This is a genomic window from Streptomyces sp. NPDC059499 (assembly GCF_042749285.1).
Classification (GTDB): Bacteria; Actinomycetota; Actinomycetes; order Streptomycetales; family Streptomycetaceae; genus Streptomyces.
In genome coordinates, this window is record NZ_JBHYTT010000001.1 from 378892 (window position 1) to 396163 (window position 17272).

The following is a 17272-nucleotide window of genomic DNA, read 5'->3' on the forward strand; positions in this document are numbered from 1 at the left end:
TTCCACGGTCCCCGGGCGAGGACCGGCCCGGGGATCGATACCATGGGCTCTCCGGGTAGCCCGGATCCGCACGAGGAGCGCACTTGCCAGACGAGGCCCAGCCAGTCGCCGCCCCGCAGCCCGACGAGCCCGCTGCGGACCCCGCCACGCCCGAGGAGGCGCAGCGCGCGCAGCAGCCGGAGCCCGGGGAGCGAGAGCCCGCGGACGGCGCGGATCACGACCGGGGCACCGCCTCCGAGGCACCTGCAGCACCTGCGCCGGCGAAGCCGGGCCCTCCTCCCGGGGTGAAGGCGGCGTCCCCGGCGAAGCCGGATGCCGAGCCCGCGCCCTCCGCCGAGCCCGCCGGTTCCGCGCAGGCTGCCCCGAAGACCCCGGCACCGCCGAAGGCTCCCGCACCGCCGACGGCACCCGCTCCGGCCGCGAAGCCCCCGGCCGCGACGCCTCCCGCTTCCGTCGCGAAGCCCCCGGCCGCGAAGCCCCCGGCCAAGCCCGCCGCCACCCCGCCGGCCCCGCCGACCCGCTCCGGTGGTTCCTCCAACCGTGTCCGGGCCAGGCTCGCCCGGCTGGGCGTGCAGCGCTCCAGCCCGTACAACCCGGTCCTCGAACCGCTCCTGCGCACGGTCCGCAGCAACGACCCCAAGATCGAGTCCGCCACTCTGCGGCAGATCGAGAAGGCCTACCAGGTCGCCGAGCGCTGGCACCGCGGGCAGAAGCGCAAGAGCGGCGACCCCTACATCACCCATCCGCTCGCCGTCACGACGATCCTCGCCGAGCTCGGCATGGACCCGGCGACGCTGATGGCCGGACTGCTCCACGACACGGTCGAGGACACCGAGTACGGCCTGGACACGCTGCGCAAGGACTTCGGCGACCAGGTCGCGCTCCTCGTGGACGGCGTCACCAAGCTCGACAAGGTCAAGTTCGGCGAGGCCGCGCAGGCCGAGACCGTACGCAAGATGGTCGTCGCCATGGCCAAGGACCCCAGGGTCCTCGTCATCAAGCTGGCCGACCGCCTGCACAACATGCGCACCATGCGGTACCTCAAGCGGGAGAAGCAGGAGAAGAAGGCCCGCGAGACCCTTGAGATCTACGCGCCCCTGGCTCACCGCCTGGGTATGAACACCATCAAGTGGGAGCTGGAGGACCTCGCCTTCGCGATCCTCTACCCGAAGATGTACGACGAGATCGTCCGCCTCGTCGCCGAGCGCGCGCCCAAGCGCGACGAGTACCTCGCCATAGTGACCGACGAGGTCCAGTCCGACCTGCGCGCCGCCCGGATCAAGGCCACCGTCACCGGACGGCCGAAGCACTACTACAGCGTCTACCAGAAGATGATCGTGCGAGGCCGCGACTTCGCCGAGATCTACGACCTGGTGGGCATCCGCGTCCTCGTCGACACGGTCCGCGACTGCTACGCGGCGCTCGGCACCGTCCACGCGCGATGGAACCCGGTCCCCGGCCGGTTCAAGGACTACATCGCGATGCCGAAGTTCAACATGTACCAGTCACTGCACACCACGGTGATCGGCCCCAGCGGCAAGCCCGTCGAGCTCCAGATCCGTACGTTCGACATGCACCGCCGCGCCGAGTACGGCATCGCCGCGCACTGGAAGTACAAGCAGGAGCCCTCGGCCGGCGCCTCCAAGGTGCGTACCGACGTACCCAAGAACACCGGCCGCGGCCAGGACACCGTCAACGACATGGCGTGGCTGCGCCAGCTCCTGGACTGGCAGAAGGAGACCGAGGACCCCAGCGAGTTCCTGGAGTCCCTGCGCTTCGACCTCTCGCGCAACGAGGTCTTCGTCTTCACACCCAAGGGCGATGTCATAGCGCTCCCCGCGGGTGCGACTCCGGTCGACTTCGCGTACGCCGTCCACACGGAGGTCGGCCACCGGACCATAGGAGCACGGGTCAACGGGCGGCTCGTACCGCTCGAGTCGACGCTCGACAACGGCGACCTGGTGGAGGTCTTCACCTCCAAGGCGGCCGGCGCCGGACCCTCCCGGGACTGGCTCGGGTTCGTCAAGTCGCCGCGGGCGCGCAACAAGATCCGCGCCTGGTTCTCCAAGGAGCGCCGCGACGAGGCGATCGAGCAGGGCAAGGACTCCATCGCGCGGGCCATGCGCAAGCAGAACCTGCCGATCCAGCGGATCCTCACCGGCGACTCCCTGGTCACCCTCGCCCACGAGATGCGGTACCCCGACATCTCGTCGCTGTACGCGGCGATCGGCGAGGGGCATGTCGCGGCGGCCGGAGTCGTCCAGAAGCTGGTCCAGGCGCTCGGCGGCGAGGACGCCGCCAACGAGGACCTCGCGGAGAGCTCGCCGCCCTCGCACGGCCGCAACAAGCGCCGTGCCAAGGCGGATCCGGGTGTGGTCGTCAAGGGCGTCGAGGACGTCTGGGTCAAACTCGCCCGCTGCTGCACCCCCGTGCCCGGTGACCCGATCATCGGTTTCGTGACCCGTGGCAGCGGTGTCTCCGTGCACCGCGCCGACTGCGTCAACGTCGACTCGCTCTCGCAGCAGCCGGAGCGGATCCTCGAGGTCGAGTGGGCGCCGACCCAGTCGTCGGTCTTCCTCGTCGCCATCCAGGTCGAGGCACTGGACCGGTCGAGGCTGCTCTCCGACGTCACGCGGGTCCTGTCCGACCAGCACGTCAACATCCTGTCGGCGGCCGTGCAGACGTCCCGCGACCGGGTGGCCACCTCGCGCTTCACCTTCGAGATGGGCGACCCCAAGCACCTCGGCCACGTCCTGAAGGCCGTACGGGGCGTCGAGGGCGTGTACGACGTCTACCGGGTCACCTCGGCCCGCCGGCCGTAGCGCGGACGCACGAGAGGGGCTCCTGTACGTGACACGTACAGGAGCCCCTCTCGTACGACAGGACCCGGCTCAGCCGCCGAACTCCTCCAGGCCCTTCAGCGCCTGGTCAAGCAGCGCCTGCCGGCCCTCGAGCTCGCGGGACAGCTTGTCCGCCCTCGCGTTGTTGCCCGAGGCGCGCGCCGTGTCGATCTGCGTGCGCAGCTTGTCGACGGCGGCCTGGAGCTGACCGGTCAGACCCTCGGCGCGTGCCCGCGCCTCCGGGTTCGTCCGGCGCCACTCGGACTCCTCGGCCTCCTGGAGCGCCTTCTCCACCGCGTGCATCCGACCCTCGACCTTCGGGCGGGCGTCACGCGGGACGTGGCCGATGGCCTCCCAGCGCTCGTTCACGGAGCGGAACGCGGCCCTGGCCGCCTTCAGATCCGTCACCGGCACCAGCTTCTCGGCCTCGACGGCGAGCTCCTCCTTCAGCTTGAGGTTCTCGCCCTGCTCCGCGTCACGCTCCGCGAAGACGCCGCTGCGCGCCGCGAAGAAGACGTCCTGGGCGCCGCGGAAACGGTTCCACAGATCGTCCTCGGACTCGCGCTGGGCGCGGCCCGCGGCCTTCCACTCGGTCATCAGGTCGCGGTAACGGGCCGCCGTCGTGCCCCAGTCGGTGGAACCGGAGAGCGACTCGGCCTCCGCGACCAGCTTCTCCTTGACCTTGCGGGCATCCTCGCGCTGGGCGTCCAGCGAGGCGAAGTGCGCCTTGCGGCGCTTCGAGAACGCCGAACGGGCATGCGAGAAGCGGTGCCACAGCTCGTCGTCCGACTTGCGGTCGAGTCGCGGCAGACCCTTCCAGGTGTCCACGAGCGCCCGCAGCCGCTCACCCGCGGACCGCCACTGCTCGCTCTGCGCCAGCTCCTCGGCCTCGACGACGAGCGCCTCCTTGGCGTGGCGCGCCTCGTCGGTCTGCTTCGCCTTCTGGACCTTGCGCTCCTCCCGCCGCGAGTCGACGGTCGCGACGAGGGAGTCCAGCCGCTTGCCGAGCGCGGCGAGGTCGCCGACGGCGTGGTGCTCGTCGACCTGCTGACGCAGATGCTCGATCGCCGCCGTCGCGTCCTTCGCCGACAGGTCGGTGGTCTTCACCCGCCGCTCGAGGAGGCCGATCTCGACCACCAGGCCCTCGTACTTGCGCTCGAAATAGGCCAGTGCCTCCTCGGGGGAACCGGCCTGCCACGATCCGACGACCTGCTCGCCCTCGGCCGTACGCACGTATACGGTGCCCGTCTCATCGACACGGCCCCACGGGTCGCTGCTCACAGCGCCTCCTCCACCTGATGCCTACGAGGGGGTTCGCCCCCCGGACATCGTCCACAGTTTCCTGGGGCGGGCAGCGCCCGCCCTGCACAACGCCAATCTAGGCGACCGGCCACCCGGCTGTCCGCACTCAGCGCGGCCGAAATTCTCCGCCCGCGCCGAGTGAACCGGGGCCGGCCGGCCGCCCGGCCGGTCAGGCCTTGTCGACCGTCGCCTTCTCGACCGTGACCGCCTTCTTCGGAGCACCGTCGGCCGCCCCACCGGTGACGCCCGCCGCGGCGATCTTCTTGACAGCCTTCAGACCGGCATCGTCCATGGTGCCGAACGGCGTGTAGCTGGGCGGGAGTTTGGTGTCCTTGTAGACGAGGAAGAACTGGCTGCCGCCGGTTCCCGGCTGGCCGGTGTTCGCCATCGCGACCGAGCCCGCCGGGTACGTGACCGAGCCGTCGTCGCCCGCCTTGCCGAGCGCGGTCAGGTTCTCGTCCGGGATCGTGTAGCCGGGACCGCCCGTTCCGTCTCCCTTGGGGTCACCGCACTGCAGGACGAAAATGCCCTCCGTGGTCAGACGGTGGCACTTGGTGCTGTCGAAGTACCCCTTGTCCGCGAGGGCCTTGAACGAGTTCGTGGTGTGCGGGGTCTTCGCCGCGTCCATCGCGATCGCTATGTCGCCCTGACTCGTCTTCAGCGACATCGAGTACTTCGCTTTTTTGTCGATCTTCATCGCGGGCTCGGGAGCCTTGCTCTCGCTCGCCGAGGGGGAGGCCGACGGGCTCTCGCTCGCCGCCGCGTCCGCGGAGTCCTTCGTGTCGTCGCCGTCCCGGGAGACGTACGCGCCCGCGCCGATGACCGCCACCACGGCCACAGCCGACACGATGATCACGGCAAGGCGCCTGGTCTTCCGGCGCGCTTCCTCCCGGCGCTGCTGCTGCCGCTCGAACTTCTCCCGGGCGAGCTGCCGCCGCCGCTGATCGCTGCTGACCACCGGTTGGTCTCCTTGTACGTCGTGTGATTCGGCCTGGGTTGCCCCGTACCGTATATGGGTTAGCTGTGGAATGAGGAGCGCCGGTAGGCTCTGATCTGCCGCATCCGTCTCCACAGCCCTCTCCCGTCGGACGAACACTAAGGACGATCGTGCTCATTGCCGGGTTCCCCGCCGGGGCCTGGGGGACCAATTGCTACCTGGTCGCCCCCGCCGCAGGCGAGGAGTGCGTGATCATCGACCCGGGCCACCAAGCGGCCCAGGGCGTCGAGGAAGCGCTCAAGAAGCATCGGCTCAAGCCCGTCGCCGTCGTGCTCACCCACGGCCACATCGACCATGTGGCCTCGGTCGTCCCCGTGTGCGGGGCCCATGACGTCCCCGCCTGGATCCACCCCGAGGACCGGTACATGATGAGCGATCCGGAGAAGGCGCTGGGCCGCTCCATCGGGATGCCGCTCATGGGTGAGCTGACCGTGGGCGAACCGGACGACGTCAAGGAGCTGACCGACGGCGCCCTGCTGAAGCTGGCGGGCCTGGAGTTCGGCGTCGCGCACGCGCCCGGCCATACCAAGGGGTCGGTGACGTTCAGGATGCCCGAGGCCGCGGATGTTCCGCAGGTTCTCTTCTCGGGCGACCTGCTCTTCGCCGGCTCCGTCGGACGCACCGACCTGCCCGGCGGCGACCACGCCGAGCTGCTCGAGTCGCTGGCCCGTGTGTGCCTGCCGCTCGACGACTCGACCGTGGTGCTGTCCGGCCACGGCCCCCAGACGACCATCGGCCGCGAGCGCGCCTCCAACCCGTATCTGCACGGCATGGACGCGCCCCGCCGAGGAATGTGACGAGAGAAACTCCTGTGAGTACCTTCCAGGCCCCCAAGGGCACGTACGACCTGATCCCGCCGGACTCCGCGAAGTACCTCGCGGTGCGCGCGGCGATCTCCGCACCCCTGAAGAACTCCGGCTACGGCTACATCGAGACGCCCGGATTCGAGGACGTCGCCCTGTTCGCGCGCGGAGTCGGTGAGTCCACCGACATCGTGTCCAAGGAGATGTACGCCTTCGAGACCAAGGGCGGCGACAAGCTCGCGCTGCGCCCCGAGGGCACCGCCTCGGTGCTGCGCGCCGCGCTGGAGGCCAACCTCCACAAGGCCGGCAACCTCCCCGTAAAGCTCTGGTACTCCGGCTCGTACTACCGCTACGAGCGTCCGCAGAAGGGCCGTTACAGGCACTTCTCGCAGGTCGGCGCGGAAGCCATCGGCACCGAGGACCCGGCGCTGGACGCCGAGTTGATCATCCTGGCCGACCAGGCGTACCGTTCGCTGGGCCTCGCACAGTTCCGGATCCTGCTGAACTCGCTGGGCGACAAGGAGTGCCGCCCCGTCTACCGGGAGGCGCTCCAGACGTTCCTGCGCGACCTCGACCTGGACGAGGAGACCCGCCGACGCATCGAGATCAACCCGCTCCGGGTCCTCGACGACAAGCGGCCCGACGTACAGAAGCAGCTGACCGGCGCACCCAAGCTGCGCGACTACCTGTGCGACGCCTGCAAGGCGTACCACGAGGAGGTCCGCGATCTGCTGACGGCGGCCGGAGTGGTGTACGAGGACGACGAGAAGCTGGTCCGAGGCCTCGACTACTACACGCGTACGACTTTCGAGTTCGTCCACGACGGTCTGGGCTCCCAGTCCGCGGTGGGCGGCGGCGGCCGCTACGACGGACTGTCCGAGATGATCGGCGGCCCCGCGCTGCCGTCCGTCGGCTGGGCGCTCGGTGTGGACCGTACGGTGCTCGCACTGGAGGCGGAGGGCATCGAGCTCGCCGTCCCCCCCACCACCAGCGTGTACGCGGTACCGCTCGGCGAGGAGGCCCGTCGGGTGCTCTTCGGCCTGGTCACCGAGTTGCGCCGGGCAGGTGTCGCCACCGACTTCGCGTTCGGCGGCCGGGGCCTCAAGGGTGCGATGAAGAGCGCGAACCGCTCCGGCGCCCGCTTCACGATCGTGGCCGGTGAGCGCGACCTCGCCGAGGGCACGGTCCAGCTCAAGGACATGGAGTCGGGCGAGCAGCAGGCGGTGGCGCTCGACGCGCTCGTGGCCGAGGTGCGGAACAGGCTGGCCTGATCGGCCGGGTCCGCCCGAGTTCACCTGTGCCCGCCCGGTTCTCCCGGGCGGGCACAGGCGCGTCCGGCGCCGGCAGTGCCACCGGACGGGGCCGGGCCCGGAGAAGGTCGGCCGGACTGTCTCTCCCGTCGTCAACTCGGTAAGAGCCGATTCATCCTGCCGGACGTCGTCGATCCGGGAGCGCCACCGGCGGCCCGCGGCGGCCGTATCGGCCCCCGGGCACACGGGCCGTCGCGCCGTCGCGGCCGCGGCGACCTCACGGGATCCCGACACGGGTGCGCCACCCGGCACCGTTCGGTCCAGGGAGCCCGAGCACCGCTACGGCACGGATCCGCAGGTGGACGCCGTCCGCGGCGGTCGGCCACCCCGTGTCGCCTGCGCAGTCCGCGCACGTCGTCCGCCCGATCCGTCATGCGGTGGAGGACCTTCCGCAGCCCCGCATTCCGGGCCCAGTCCTGGCACACCTTTATGTCCATCGAACGGTTGGCCGTGCCGGCGGTGCGGCACAATGACCAAGCCCGGCCGGCTACTCAGTGATGGAACGGCGATATGACGATGGCAGCGGTAGACCACCCCTCCTCCCGGCAGGACGAGGACAACGGCGCGAAGACCTTCGGCGGCAGTCGCGCGCTCGCGCTGCTGCTGGTGATCACCGGCGCGGCCGGGCTGCTCGCCGCCTGGGTGATCACGATCGACAAGTTCAAGCTGCTCGAGGACCCCAGCTTCACTCCGGGCTGCAGCCTGAACCCGGTCGTCGCCTGCGGCAACATCATGAAGAGCGAGCAGGCGGCGGCGTTCGGCTTCCCCAACCCGATGCTCGGAATCGCCACCTACTCGGTGGTCATCGGCATCGGCATGGCGCTCCTGGCCGGCGCCCGCTTCCGCAGCTGGTACTGGCTCGGCCTGAACGCGGGCACGCTGTTCGGCGTCGGATTCTGCACCTGGCTCCAGTACCAGTCGCTCTACAACATCAACTCGCTCTGCCTGTGGTGCTGCCTGGCCTGGGTCGCCACGATCTTCATGTTCTGCTACGTCACCACGCACAACATCAAGCACGGCATCCTGCCCGCCCCCGCCTGGCTGCGGAACACCCTCACCGAATTCCACTGGGTGCCGCCGGTGCTCTGGATCGGGATCATCGGCATGCTGATCCTGACCCGCTGGTGGGACTTCTGGACCAGCTGACGCAGCCTGCGGTCCTGTCAGTGGGGTGACATAGGCTGCGGAGCGTGGAGCCCGACCTCTTTACCGCAGCAGCCGAAGAACGCCAGGAGAAGGACCCGTCCAGCAGCCCCCTCGCTGTCCGGATGCGCCCTCGTACGCTCGACGAGGTCGTGGGCCAGCAGCATCTGCTCAAGCAGGGCTCGCCCCTGCGCCGACTCGTCGGCGAAGGCAGCGGGGGACCGGCAGGCCCCTCCTCGGTGATCCTCTGGGGGCCGCCGGGCACCGGTAAGACGACCCTGGCGTACGTGGTCAGCAAGGCCACCAACAAGCGCTTCGTCGAGCTCTCCGCGATCACCGCGGGTGTCAAGGAGGTCCGGGCCGTCATCGAGGGCGCGCGCCGCGCCACCGGGGGCTTCGGCAAGGAGACGGTCCTCTTCCTCGACGAGATCCACCGCTTCTCCAAGGCGCAGCAGGACTCCCTGCTCCCCGCCGTGGAGAACCGATGGGTGACCCTGATCGCCGCCACCACGGAGAATCCGTACTTCTCGATCATCTCCCCGCTGCTGTCGCGCTCCCTGCTGCTGACCCTGGAGCCGCTCACCGACGAGGATCTGCGCGCCCTCCTGCGCCGGGCCCTGTCCGACGAGCGGGGACTGGGCGGAGCCGTCACCCTGACCGACGACGCGGAGGCGCATCTCCTGCGGATCGCGGGCGGTGACGCCCGGCGCGCCCTGACCGCGCTGGAGGCGGCGGCGGGAGCGGCCCTCGCCAAGCACGAGCCGGACATCACGCTCACGACGCTCGAGGAGACCGTCGACCGGGCGGCCGTGAAGTACGACCGTGACGGCGACCAGCACTACGACGTGGCGAGCGCCCTGATCAAGTCCATCCGCGGCTCCGACGTGGATGCGGCCCTGCACTACCTCGCCCGCATGATCGAGGCGGGTGAGGACCCCCGGTTCATCGCCCGGCGGCTGATGATCTCCGCGAGTGAGGACATCGGGCTCGCCGATCCGACAGCGCTGCCCACCGCGGTGGCAGCGGCCCAGGCGGTGGCCATGATCGGTTTTCCCGAGGCCGCCCTCACCCTCAGCCACGCCACGATCGCGCTGGCTCTCGCCCCGAAGTCCAACGCGGCCACCCTGGCGATCTCGGCGGCGCAGGAGGATGTGCGCAGAGGCCTCGCAGGCCCGGTTCCCGCCCATCTGCGCGACGGCCACTACAAGGGTGCCGCCAAGCTGGGCCACGCCCAGGGCTATGTCTACCCGCACGACGTCCCCGGCGGGATCGCCGCACAGGAGTACGCCCCGGAGGCGGTCCGAGGCAAGCGCTACTACGAACCCACGCGCTACGGCGCGGAGGCGCGGTACGCGGACGTGGCGGACCGGGTCCGTGAGCGGCTCGGTCGCGGCGAACCGGGCGGCGGCACCGCGTCGTCGTGACCGTGAGCGGCCCGACGCGGCTCCCGGGGCGGCTCAGCAGGACGCCGCTTCGAAGAGCGTGTACATGGCGCGGCGCAGCTCGCTGACATCGCGGACGGGGTCCGGGAACTCGAAGCGTGCGTCGAAGCAGTCCCCGCCGTCCTCGACGAACCGGACCCGGAGACCGAAGCGGTCGAGCGCGACCGGGACGGGGGTCAGCCGAGCCGAGCGGGTGTCGGCGGTCCGTTCGCCGAGCAGCGTGGACAAGGTCTCCATCTGTTCGCCATGGGCCGCGTGCAGATGCTGGAGCAGCTCTGCCTCGTGGCCGACGAGCGGATCGGCGTGCGCGTCGCGCAATGCCTCGGGCTCGATGTCCTCCGCGCCCCACAGGTCGTCGACGGCCGCCTCCCCGACCTCCAGCCTGAGCATCATCCGGCCGGGCTCGGCCAGGCCCGGTACGCAGGTCAGCCAGCCGGCGATCCGGGCACGGCCGCGGATCCGGTGCGGGACCGAGACCGGTGCGACATCGGTGATCTCCAGTACGGCGGTGAGCTCGTCACCCTGGGCGTGTGTCGCGGCCCGCACGACCGGTGAGTCGGCGGGGAACCGGAGGAACAGATCCCCGTCGGGGCCGATGTACCTGGAGTCCGGCACCATGAGGTCGGGAGGGATCACATCCAGCCCCGGTACGAGCAGTGCCGCGGAGCAGGTACTCTGTACGAGAGAACGTGTGCGCTCGGCTGCTGACGGCAGCCGAGTGATTTCAAGCCCGCTGGGACGCGGCTGACCACGATCAGATCGGCCTTCCGTCGTAGCAGCACCTTCTGGTGTGCTGCCGCTGTCTGTGCTGTCCGTGACGTGAGTGGTGTTCCCAGGGCGAGACATGCGATCTCCTTGAGTAAGGTAAGCCTTACCTAACTTAACCTACAACGGAGGTCTGGAGAACGTGCCTAACCAGTCGCGTCCCAAGGTCAAGAAGTCGCGTGCCCTCGGCATCGCCCTGACGCCGAAGGCTGTCAAGTACTTCGAAGCCCGCCCCTACCCGCCGGGCGAGCACGGCCGTGGCCGCAAGCAGAACTCGGACTACAAGGTCCGTCTGCTCGAGAAGCAGCGTCTGCGCGCGCAGTACGACATCAGCGAGCGCCAGATGGCGCGTGCCTACGACCGCGCCAAGAAGGCCGAAGGCAAGACGGGCGAGGCGCTGGTCGTCGAGCTCGAGCGCCGTCTCGACGCCCTGGTCCTGCGTTCGGGCATCGCCCGCACCATCTACCAGGCCCGCCAGATGGTCGTCCACGGCCACATCGAGGTCAACGGTGGCAAGGTCGACAAGCCGTCCTTCCGCGTGCGCCCCGACGACGTCGTGCAGGTCCGCGAGCGCAGCCGCACCAAGGTCCCCTTCCAGGTGGCCCGCGAGGGTGGTTACGACACCGACGGTGAGACCCCGCGCTACCTCCAGGTGAACCTGAAGGCCCTGGCCTTCCGCCTGGACCGTGACCCGAACCGCAAGGAAATTCCGGTCATCTGCGACGAGCAGCTCGTCGTCGAGTACTACGCCCGCTGATCCAGGCGTAGCTACCTCACAGCTCGGGCCCGCCCCTCCCTGTTGTCCGGGAGGCGGCGGGCCTTCGTGTTTCCCCGGGCGCCGCCACACCGCGCGCGCCCTCCCCGCCCGGACGGACGTGGGCCTCCTCGCCGAGCGCCCGTGCCACCGCGGCCTTCGTGTCCAGCCGGCTTCCCGAGCGCCGCTCCGCCTCGTACCGCACATCGCCGAGCACGTTGCGGGCCCGTGCCTCGCAGTCGGCGCGCGGCCTGCCGTAGTACGCCGAGCCGAACAGAGGAAGACCCACCGAGGGCCAGACCCGGTCCGCGGCGCCCTGCAGCACGGCGGCCTCCGCGGCGTCGCCCTCGACGGCGGTCAGCAGGGCCATCAGCTCCAGTGAGAGAACCGTTCCGAGCAGGTCGTGGAACGTGTGCGCGATGGACAGTGCTTCGCCGAGCATCTGCCGCGCCCGCGTCGTGCGCCCCCGCTGCAGAGCCGCATAGGCCAGTACGTACAGGGCGTAGGCGAGAGCCCAGCGCTCCCCGTGGTCCTCGCAGATCTCGCGGACCTCGTCACAGATCTCCGCCGCCCCGTCCAGATCCCCGCCGAAGGCCACGGCCATCGCCAGCTCGATCTGGGCCATCAGCACATTGCTGTTCAGCTCACCGATCTCCCGGTAGCGCGCCAGGGCCTCGCGCAGCAGCTCCTCGGCGCGGACCAGATCGTCCGTGACGATCGCCAGGCAGCCGGTGCGGTGCACCGCGTAGGCCACCGCGGATGCGTCCCCCGAGCGCTCGCCCTCCTCCCGGCACTCCTGGAGGGCCGAGACCGCGCCGATCGCGTCGCCCTGCAGCACCGCCACATAACCCAGCACCCACAGGGCCTTCAGCCGCGACGGATCGTAGGGCGACTCCTCCTCCAGGACGTGGTCCAGCCAGTGGCGCCCCTCCGAGAGCCGGCCGCAGCCCGCCCAGTAGAACCAGAGGGTGCCCGCCAGGTACTGGGCGAGGTGGACCTCGTCGGGGCTCTCCATCGAGCACTCCATCGCCCGGCGCAGATTGGGCAGCTCGCTGTCGATGCGGGCGGCCGCCGCGGCCTGCCGGGGGCTGAACCAGTCGAGCTCGCACCAGGTGGCGAGCCCCAGGAACCAGTCCCGGTGCCGGCGGCGCAGCCGTTCGGTGTCACCGGTCGCGCCCAGCCACTCGGCGCCGTACTCCCGCACGGTGTCCAGCAGTCGGTACCGGCTGCCCACCGGCGAGTCCTCCCGCAGTACGACGGACTGCGCGAGCAGCTCGTCCAGGACGTCGAGCACCGAGTCGGCCGGCAGGTCGGGACCGCTGCAGATGTACTCGACGGCCTCCAGGTCGAACTGACCGGCGAACACCGAGAGCCGCGCCCACAACAGGCGCTGTTCCGGGGCGCACAGTTCGTGGCTCCAGCCGATGGCCGTACGCAGGGTCTGATGGCGTGGCAACGCGCTCCGGCTGCCCCCGGTCAGCAGCCGGAAGCGGTCGTCCAGCCGTTGGAGCACCTGCTCCACGGACAGGGCCCGCAGCCGCCCGGCGGCCAGTTCGAGCGCGAGCGGAATGCCGTCGAGGCGCCGGCACAGCTCACGTGCGGACTCCTGGTTGCCGGCGGTCAGCCGGAACCCCGGCTGTACGGCCCGGGCGCGGTGGGCGAAGAGCTCCATGGCGTCCTCGTCCGCCATCGGCGGAAGCGTGAAGGTGACCTCGCCGTCCACGCGCAAGGGGCGGCGTCCGGCGGCGAGGATCTGCAGGCGCGGCGCCCTGCGCAGCAGTTCGCCCACCAGCTCGGCGCATGAATCGGTGAGATGTTCGAAGCCGTCGATCACGAGTAGAAGTTGACGTTCGGCGCAGTGTTCCACCAGCGTGGTGCGTGGCGGCCTCTTGGTGTGATCGGTGAGGCCCAGGGCGTCGACCAGCGCGTGTTCGAGCAGCGCCGGATCATGGATGGCCGACAGCTCGGCGATCCACACCCCGTCGCAGTACCGTTTCTCCATGAGTGCCGCGATCCGGACGGCACAGCGGGTCTTGCCGACCCCGGCCACCCCGGCGACCGTGACCAGTCTGGCCTCGTCCAGCAGCAGCCCGAGCCGGGCCAGCTCGTCCTCGCGTCCCACGAATGTGTTCAGTTCGGCAGGGAGGTTTCCGTGGACGGCGGCGGGCGAGGGTTCGGCGTCGTCGGGTGCGGGGGAGGGGCGCTGAGGGCGTCGCATGAAACACGCAGAGTACTGGCACGTAAGCTCTCCGTACAATCTCCCCGCCCCCGGGCTCGCGCCGCCCGCCCGTAATGCGGTACAGGGCCTGACGCCCGGCGCGATAGGGTCGAGGGACGAGGACCGGCTGTGGTGGCAGCACACGGGCCGACCCGAGACAGGCAGAGACAAGCCCCGGCCGGGGCAATCGACGAGCAGGGAGCGGTGCACTGTGTCCGGTGGAGAGGTGGCCGGGATCCTGGTGGCCGTCTTCTGGGCGATCCTGGTTTCGTTCCTCGCCGTGGTGCTGGTGAGGCTGGCCCAGACGCTCAGGGCGACCACCAAGCTGGTGGCGGACGTGACCGAGCAGGCGGTTCCGCTGCTCGCCGACGCCTCCGCGACCCTGCGCTCCGCGCAGACCCAGCTCGACAAGGTCGACGCCATCGCGAGCGACGTGCAGGAGGTCACCTCCAACGCCTCCGCGCTCTCCACCACCGTCGCGTCGACGTTCGGCGGGCCCCTCGTGAAGGTCGCCGCGTTCGGCTACGGCGTACGCCAGGCGCTCGGCCGCCGGACCGCTCCGGAACCGGAGCCGGCCCCCCGGACCTCCCGCCGCACCGTGATCGTCGGCCGTACCGTGCCGTCCGCCCGCAGCAGGAAGCGGAACGGACGCAGCTCCCGTGGACAGAAGGACTGACGCAGCGATGTTCCGCCGTACGTTCTGGTTCACCGCCGGCGCAGCCGCCGGCGTCTGGGCCACCACCAAGGTCAACCGCAAGATCAGGCAGCTGACTCCCGAGAGCCTCGCGGCGCAGGCCGCCGACAAGGCGATCGAGGCGGGTCACAAGCTGAAGGACTTCGCTCTCGACGTGCGCGAGGGCATGGTCCGGCGCGAGGCCGAACTGGGCGGGGCGCTGGGCCTCGACGCACCTGTCGACCCCGAACTCCCGGTACGCGCCCACTACGCAGTCGAAGCGGCCGACCCGGGCCGCGACGCCACCTACCGCAAGCTCCCCTACAACTCGAACAACCGGAATGAGGACCACTAATGGAGTCGGCTGAAATTCGCCGCCGCTGGCTGAGCTTCTTCGAGGAGCGCGGTCACACCGTCGTGCCTTCGGCGTCGCTCATCGCGGACGACCCGACTCTGCTGCTGGTCCCCGCGGGCATGGTCCCCTTCAAGCCGTACTTCCTCGGCGAGGTCAAGCCGCCCGCCCCGCGCGTCACCAGCGTCCAGAAGTGCGTCCGCACGCCGGACATCGAAGAGGTCGGCAAGACCACCCGGCACGGCACGTTCTTCCAGATGTGCGGCAACTTCTCCTTCGGGGACTACTTCAAGGAAGGGGCCATCCAGTACGCCTGGGAGGCCCTGACCAACTCCGTCGAGGACGGCGGCTTCGGCCTCGACCCCGAGCGTCTGTGGATCACCGTCTACCTGGACGACGACGAGGCCGAGCAGATCTGGCGCGAGAAGATCGGCGTTCCGGCCGAGCGCATCCAGCGCCTGGGCAAGAAGGACAACTTCTGGTCCATGGGCGTCCCCGGTCCCTGCGGCCCGTGCTCCGAGATCAACTACGACCGCGGCCCGGAGTTCGGCGTCGAGGGCGGCCCCGCCGTCAACGACGAGCGCTACGTGGAGATCTGGAACCTGGTCTTCATGCAGTACGAGCGGGGCGCCGGCGACGGCAAGGAGGACTTCCCGATCCTCGGCGACCTGCCGTCGCAGAACATCGACACCGGTCTCGGCCTCGAGCGCCTCGCCATGATCCTGCAGGGCGTACAGAACATGTACGAGACCGACACCCTGCGCGTCGTCATGGACAAGGCCACCGAGCTCACCGGCGTGCGCTACGGAGCCGAGCGGGGCTCGGACGTCTCCCTGCGCGTCGTCGCCGACCACATCCGTACGTCGGTGATGCTCATCGGCGACGGCGTCACCCCCGGCAACGAGGGCCGCGGCTACGTGCTGCGCCGCATCATGCGCCGCGCCATCCGTAACATGCGGCTCATGGGCGCCACCGGACCGGTCGCCCGCGACCTGGTCGACGTCGTGATCGACACGATGGGCGAGCAGTACCCGGAGCTCATCACCGACCGCAAGCGCATCGAGACCGTCGCCCTGTCCGAGGAAGCCGCCTTCCTCAAGGCCCTCAAGGGCGGCACGAACATCCTCGAGACCGCCGTCACGGAGACCAAGGCCGCCGGCGGCCAGGTCCTCGCCGGCGACAAGGCGTTCCTGCTCCACGACACCTGGGGCTTCCCGATCGACCTCACGCTGGAGATGGCCGCCGAACAGGGACTCTCCGTCGACGAGGAGGGCTTCCGCCGCCTGATGCAGGAGCAGCGGGACAAGGCCAAGGCCGACGCCCGCGCCAAGAAGACCGGTCACGCCGACCTGTCCGCCTACCGCGAGGTCGCCGACAGGTCCGGCGCCACCGAGTTCACCGGCTACACCTCCATCGAGGGCGAGTCGACGATCGTCGGTCTCCTCGTCGACGGTGTCCCCTCGCCGGCCGCCACCGAGGGCGACGAGGTCGAGGTCGTCCTGGACCGCACCCCGTTCTACGCCGAGGGCGGTGGCCAGATCGCCGACCAGGGGCGGATCCGGCTCGACACCGGCGCCGTCATCGAGGTCCGCGACGTGCAGAAGCCGGTCCCCGGCGTCCACGTGCACAAGGGCGTCGTCCAGGTCGGTGAGGTGACGGTCGGTGCCTCCGTGTACGCCGCCATCGACAACACGCGCCGCCGCGCCATCGCCCGCGCCCACAGCGCCACGCACCTCACGCACCAGGCGCTGCGCGACGCTCTCGGCCCGACGGCCGCCCAGGCCGGTTCGGAGAACTCGCCCGGCCGCTTCCGCTTCGACTTCGGCTCGCCCGCCGCCGTACCCAGCACGGTCCTCACCGACGTCGAGCAGAGGATCAACGAGGTCCTCTCGCGGGAGCTCGACGTCCAGGCGGACGTCATGTCGATCGACGAGGCCAAGAAGCAGGGCGCCATCGCCGAGTTCGGCGAGAAGTACGGCGAGCGGGTCCGGGTCGTCACCATCGGCGACTTCTCCAAGGAGCTGTGCGGCGGTACGCACGTCCACAACACCTCCCAGCTGGGCCTGGTGAAGCTCCTCGGCGAATCGTCGATCGGTTCCGGTGTCCGCCGTATCGAGGCCCTGGTCGGTGTCGACGCGTACAACTTCCTCGCCAAGGAGCACACGGTCGTCGCCCAGCTCCAGGAACTGGTCAAGGGCCGGTCCGAGGAGCTCCCGGAGAAGATCGCCGGCATGCTCGGCAAGCTGAAGGACGCCGAGAAGGAGATCGAGAAGTTCCGCGCGGAGAAGGTCCTGGCCGCCGCCGCCGGGCTGGTCGACTCGGCCAAGGACGTACGGGGCGTCGCCCTGGTCACCGGACAGGTCCCGGACGGCACCTCGGCCGACGACCTGCGCAAGCTCGTGCTGGACGTGCGTGGACGCATCCAGGGCGGCCGGCCGGCCGTCGTGGCCCTGTTCACCACGGCCAACGGACGTCCGCTGACCGTGATCGCCACCAACGAGGCCGCACGCGAGCGCGGTCTCAAGGCCGGTGACCTGGTCCGTACCGCCGCCAAGACCCTCGGTGGCGGTGGCGGCGGCAAGCCGGACGTCGCCCAGGGCGGAGGCCAGAACCCGGACGCCATCGGTGACGCCGTCGCCGCTGTCGAACGCCTCGTCACCGAGACGGCGTGAC

General features: G+C 70.1%; 13 protein-coding genes. 9 read left to right on the forward strand and 4 right to left on the reverse strand.

Going from position 1 to position 17272, the window contains the following annotated elements:
* Positions 1 to 83 precede the first annotated feature (83 nt).
* The gene (locus tag ACFW9O_RS01755) at positions 84 to 2822 is read left to right on the forward strand and encodes a RelA/SpoT family protein (RefSeq protein ID WP_384603885.1); all 2739 of its coding nucleotides are present in this window, start codon (positions 84 to 86) and stop codon (positions 2820 to 2822) included.
* Between the two features lie 69 nt (positions 2823 to 2891).
* Here the strand turns inward: ACFW9O_RS01755 and ACFW9O_RS01760 are convergent, their stop codons facing one another.
* Together ACFW9O_RS01760 and ACFW9O_RS01765 are read right to left on the reverse strand one after the other, a co-directional pair.
* Positions 2892 to 4121 carry a DUF349 domain-containing protein gene (locus ACFW9O_RS01760; protein WP_384603888.1) on the reverse strand — a complete coding sequence of 410 codons (1230 nt, stop codon included), beginning with the start codon at positions 4119 to 4121 and terminating at the stop codon, positions 2892 to 2894.
* Between the two features lie 190 nt (positions 4122 to 4311).
* Positions 4312 to 5100 (reverse strand): peptidylprolyl isomerase, encoded by a 789-nt coding sequence (locus ACFW9O_RS01765; RefSeq protein ID WP_384603891.1) that lies wholly within the window; start codon positions 5098 to 5100, stop codon positions 4312 to 4314.
* A gap of 149 nt (positions 5101 to 5249) precedes the next feature.
* On the opposite strand from ACFW9O_RS01765, the gene ACFW9O_RS01770 reads away from it, so the two are divergent.
* The 4 genes from ACFW9O_RS01770 to ACFW9O_RS01785 all read left to right on the forward strand — a co-directional run bounded on the left by ACFW9O_RS01770 (position 5250) and on the right by ACFW9O_RS01785 (position 9819).
* The gene (locus ACFW9O_RS01770; protein ID WP_329212919.1) at positions 5250 to 5936 is read left to right on the forward strand and encodes an MBL fold metallo-hydrolase; all 687 of its coding nucleotides are present in this window, start codon (positions 5250 to 5252) and stop codon (positions 5934 to 5936) included.
* 14 nt (positions 5937 to 5950) lie between these two features.
* Positions 5951 to 7213: a histidine--tRNA ligase gene (gene hisS, locus ACFW9O_RS01775; protein ID WP_351182044.1), complete on the forward strand. Its 1263-nt coding sequence runs from the start codon at positions 5951 to 5953 to the stop codon at positions 7211 to 7213.
* A 549-nt stretch (positions 7214 to 7762) separates the two neighbouring features.
* On the forward strand, positions 7763 to 8398 hold the full coding sequence (locus ACFW9O_RS01780) for a vitamin K epoxide reductase family protein (RefSeq protein WP_329212921.1): 636 nt from the start codon (positions 7763 to 7765) through the stop codon (positions 8396 to 8398).
* Between the two features lie 44 nt (positions 8399 to 8442).
* Positions 8443 to 9819: a replication-associated recombination protein A gene (locus ACFW9O_RS01785; RefSeq protein ID WP_351172532.1), complete on the forward strand. Its 1377-nt coding sequence runs from the start codon at positions 8443 to 8445 to the stop codon at positions 9817 to 9819.
* A gap of 33 nt (positions 9820 to 9852) precedes the next feature.
* Here the strand turns inward: ACFW9O_RS01785 and ACFW9O_RS01790 are convergent, their stop codons facing one another.
* Positions 9853 to 10551 carry a DUF2470 domain-containing protein gene (locus ACFW9O_RS01790; RefSeq protein ID WP_384605218.1) on the reverse strand — a complete coding sequence of 233 codons (699 nt, stop codon included), beginning with the start codon at positions 10549 to 10551 and terminating at the stop codon, positions 9853 to 9855.
* Positions 10552 to 10744: 193 nt separating this feature from the next.
* Here ACFW9O_RS01790 and rpsD point away from each other — a divergent pair, with 193 nt between their 5' ends.
* Positions 10745 to 11359: a 30S ribosomal protein S4 gene (rpsD, locus tag ACFW9O_RS01795; protein WP_015607373.1), complete on the forward strand. Its 615-nt coding sequence runs from the start codon at positions 10745 to 10747 to the stop codon at positions 11357 to 11359.
* 16 nt (positions 11360 to 11375) lie between these two features.
* Here the strand turns inward: rpsD and ACFW9O_RS01800 are convergent, their stop codons facing one another.
* Positions 11376 to 13574, reverse strand: a complete 2199-nt coding sequence (locus tag ACFW9O_RS01800; protein WP_384603896.1) for an ATP-binding protein — start codon at positions 13572 to 13574, stop codon at positions 11376 to 11378.
* A gap of 226 nt (positions 13575 to 13800) precedes the next feature.
* Between ACFW9O_RS01800 and ACFW9O_RS01805 the strand changes: the two genes are divergently transcribed.
* Genes ACFW9O_RS01805 through alaS form a run of 3 tightly spaced genes read left to right on the forward strand, consistent with a single transcriptional unit; the run spans position 13801 to position 17271 of the window.
* On the forward strand, positions 13801 to 14250 hold the full coding sequence (locus ACFW9O_RS01805) for a DUF948 domain-containing protein (protein ID WP_329215452.1): 450 nt from the start codon (positions 13801 to 13803) through the stop codon (positions 14248 to 14250).
* 7 nt (positions 14251 to 14257) lie between these two features.
* Positions 14258 to 14602, forward strand: a complete 345-nt coding sequence (locus ACFW9O_RS01810) for a DUF6167 family protein (protein ID WP_351172539.1) — start codon at positions 14258 to 14260, stop codon at positions 14600 to 14602.
* The gene (gene alaS, locus ACFW9O_RS01815) at positions 14602 to 17271 is read left to right on the forward strand and encodes an alanine--tRNA ligase (RefSeq protein ID WP_384603899.1); all 2670 of its coding nucleotides are present in this window, start codon (positions 14602 to 14604) and stop codon (positions 17269 to 17271) included. The genes ACFW9O_RS01810 and alaS overlap by 1 nt, the downstream gene beginning before the upstream one ends.
* Position 17272 lies beyond the last annotated feature (1 nt).

Bases quoted from the DNA above. Each gene is read 5' to 3' on its own strand.
- alaS (WP_384603899.1), top strand. From the start codon at position 14,602: ATGGAGTCGGCTGAAATTCGCCGCCGCTGGCTGAGCTTCTTCGAGGAG.
- ACFW9O_RS01810 (WP_351172539.1), top strand. From the start codon at position 14,258: ATGTTCCGCCGTACGTTCTGGTTCACCGCCGGCGCAGCCGCCGGCGTC.
- ACFW9O_RS01780 (WP_329212921.1), top strand. From the start codon at position 7,763: ATGACGATGGCAGCGGTAGACCACCCCTCCTCCCGGCAGGACGAGGAC.
- ACFW9O_RS01800 (WP_384603896.1), bottom strand. From the start codon at position 13,574: ATGCGACGCCCTCAGCGCCCCTCCCCCGCACCCGACGACGCCGAACCC.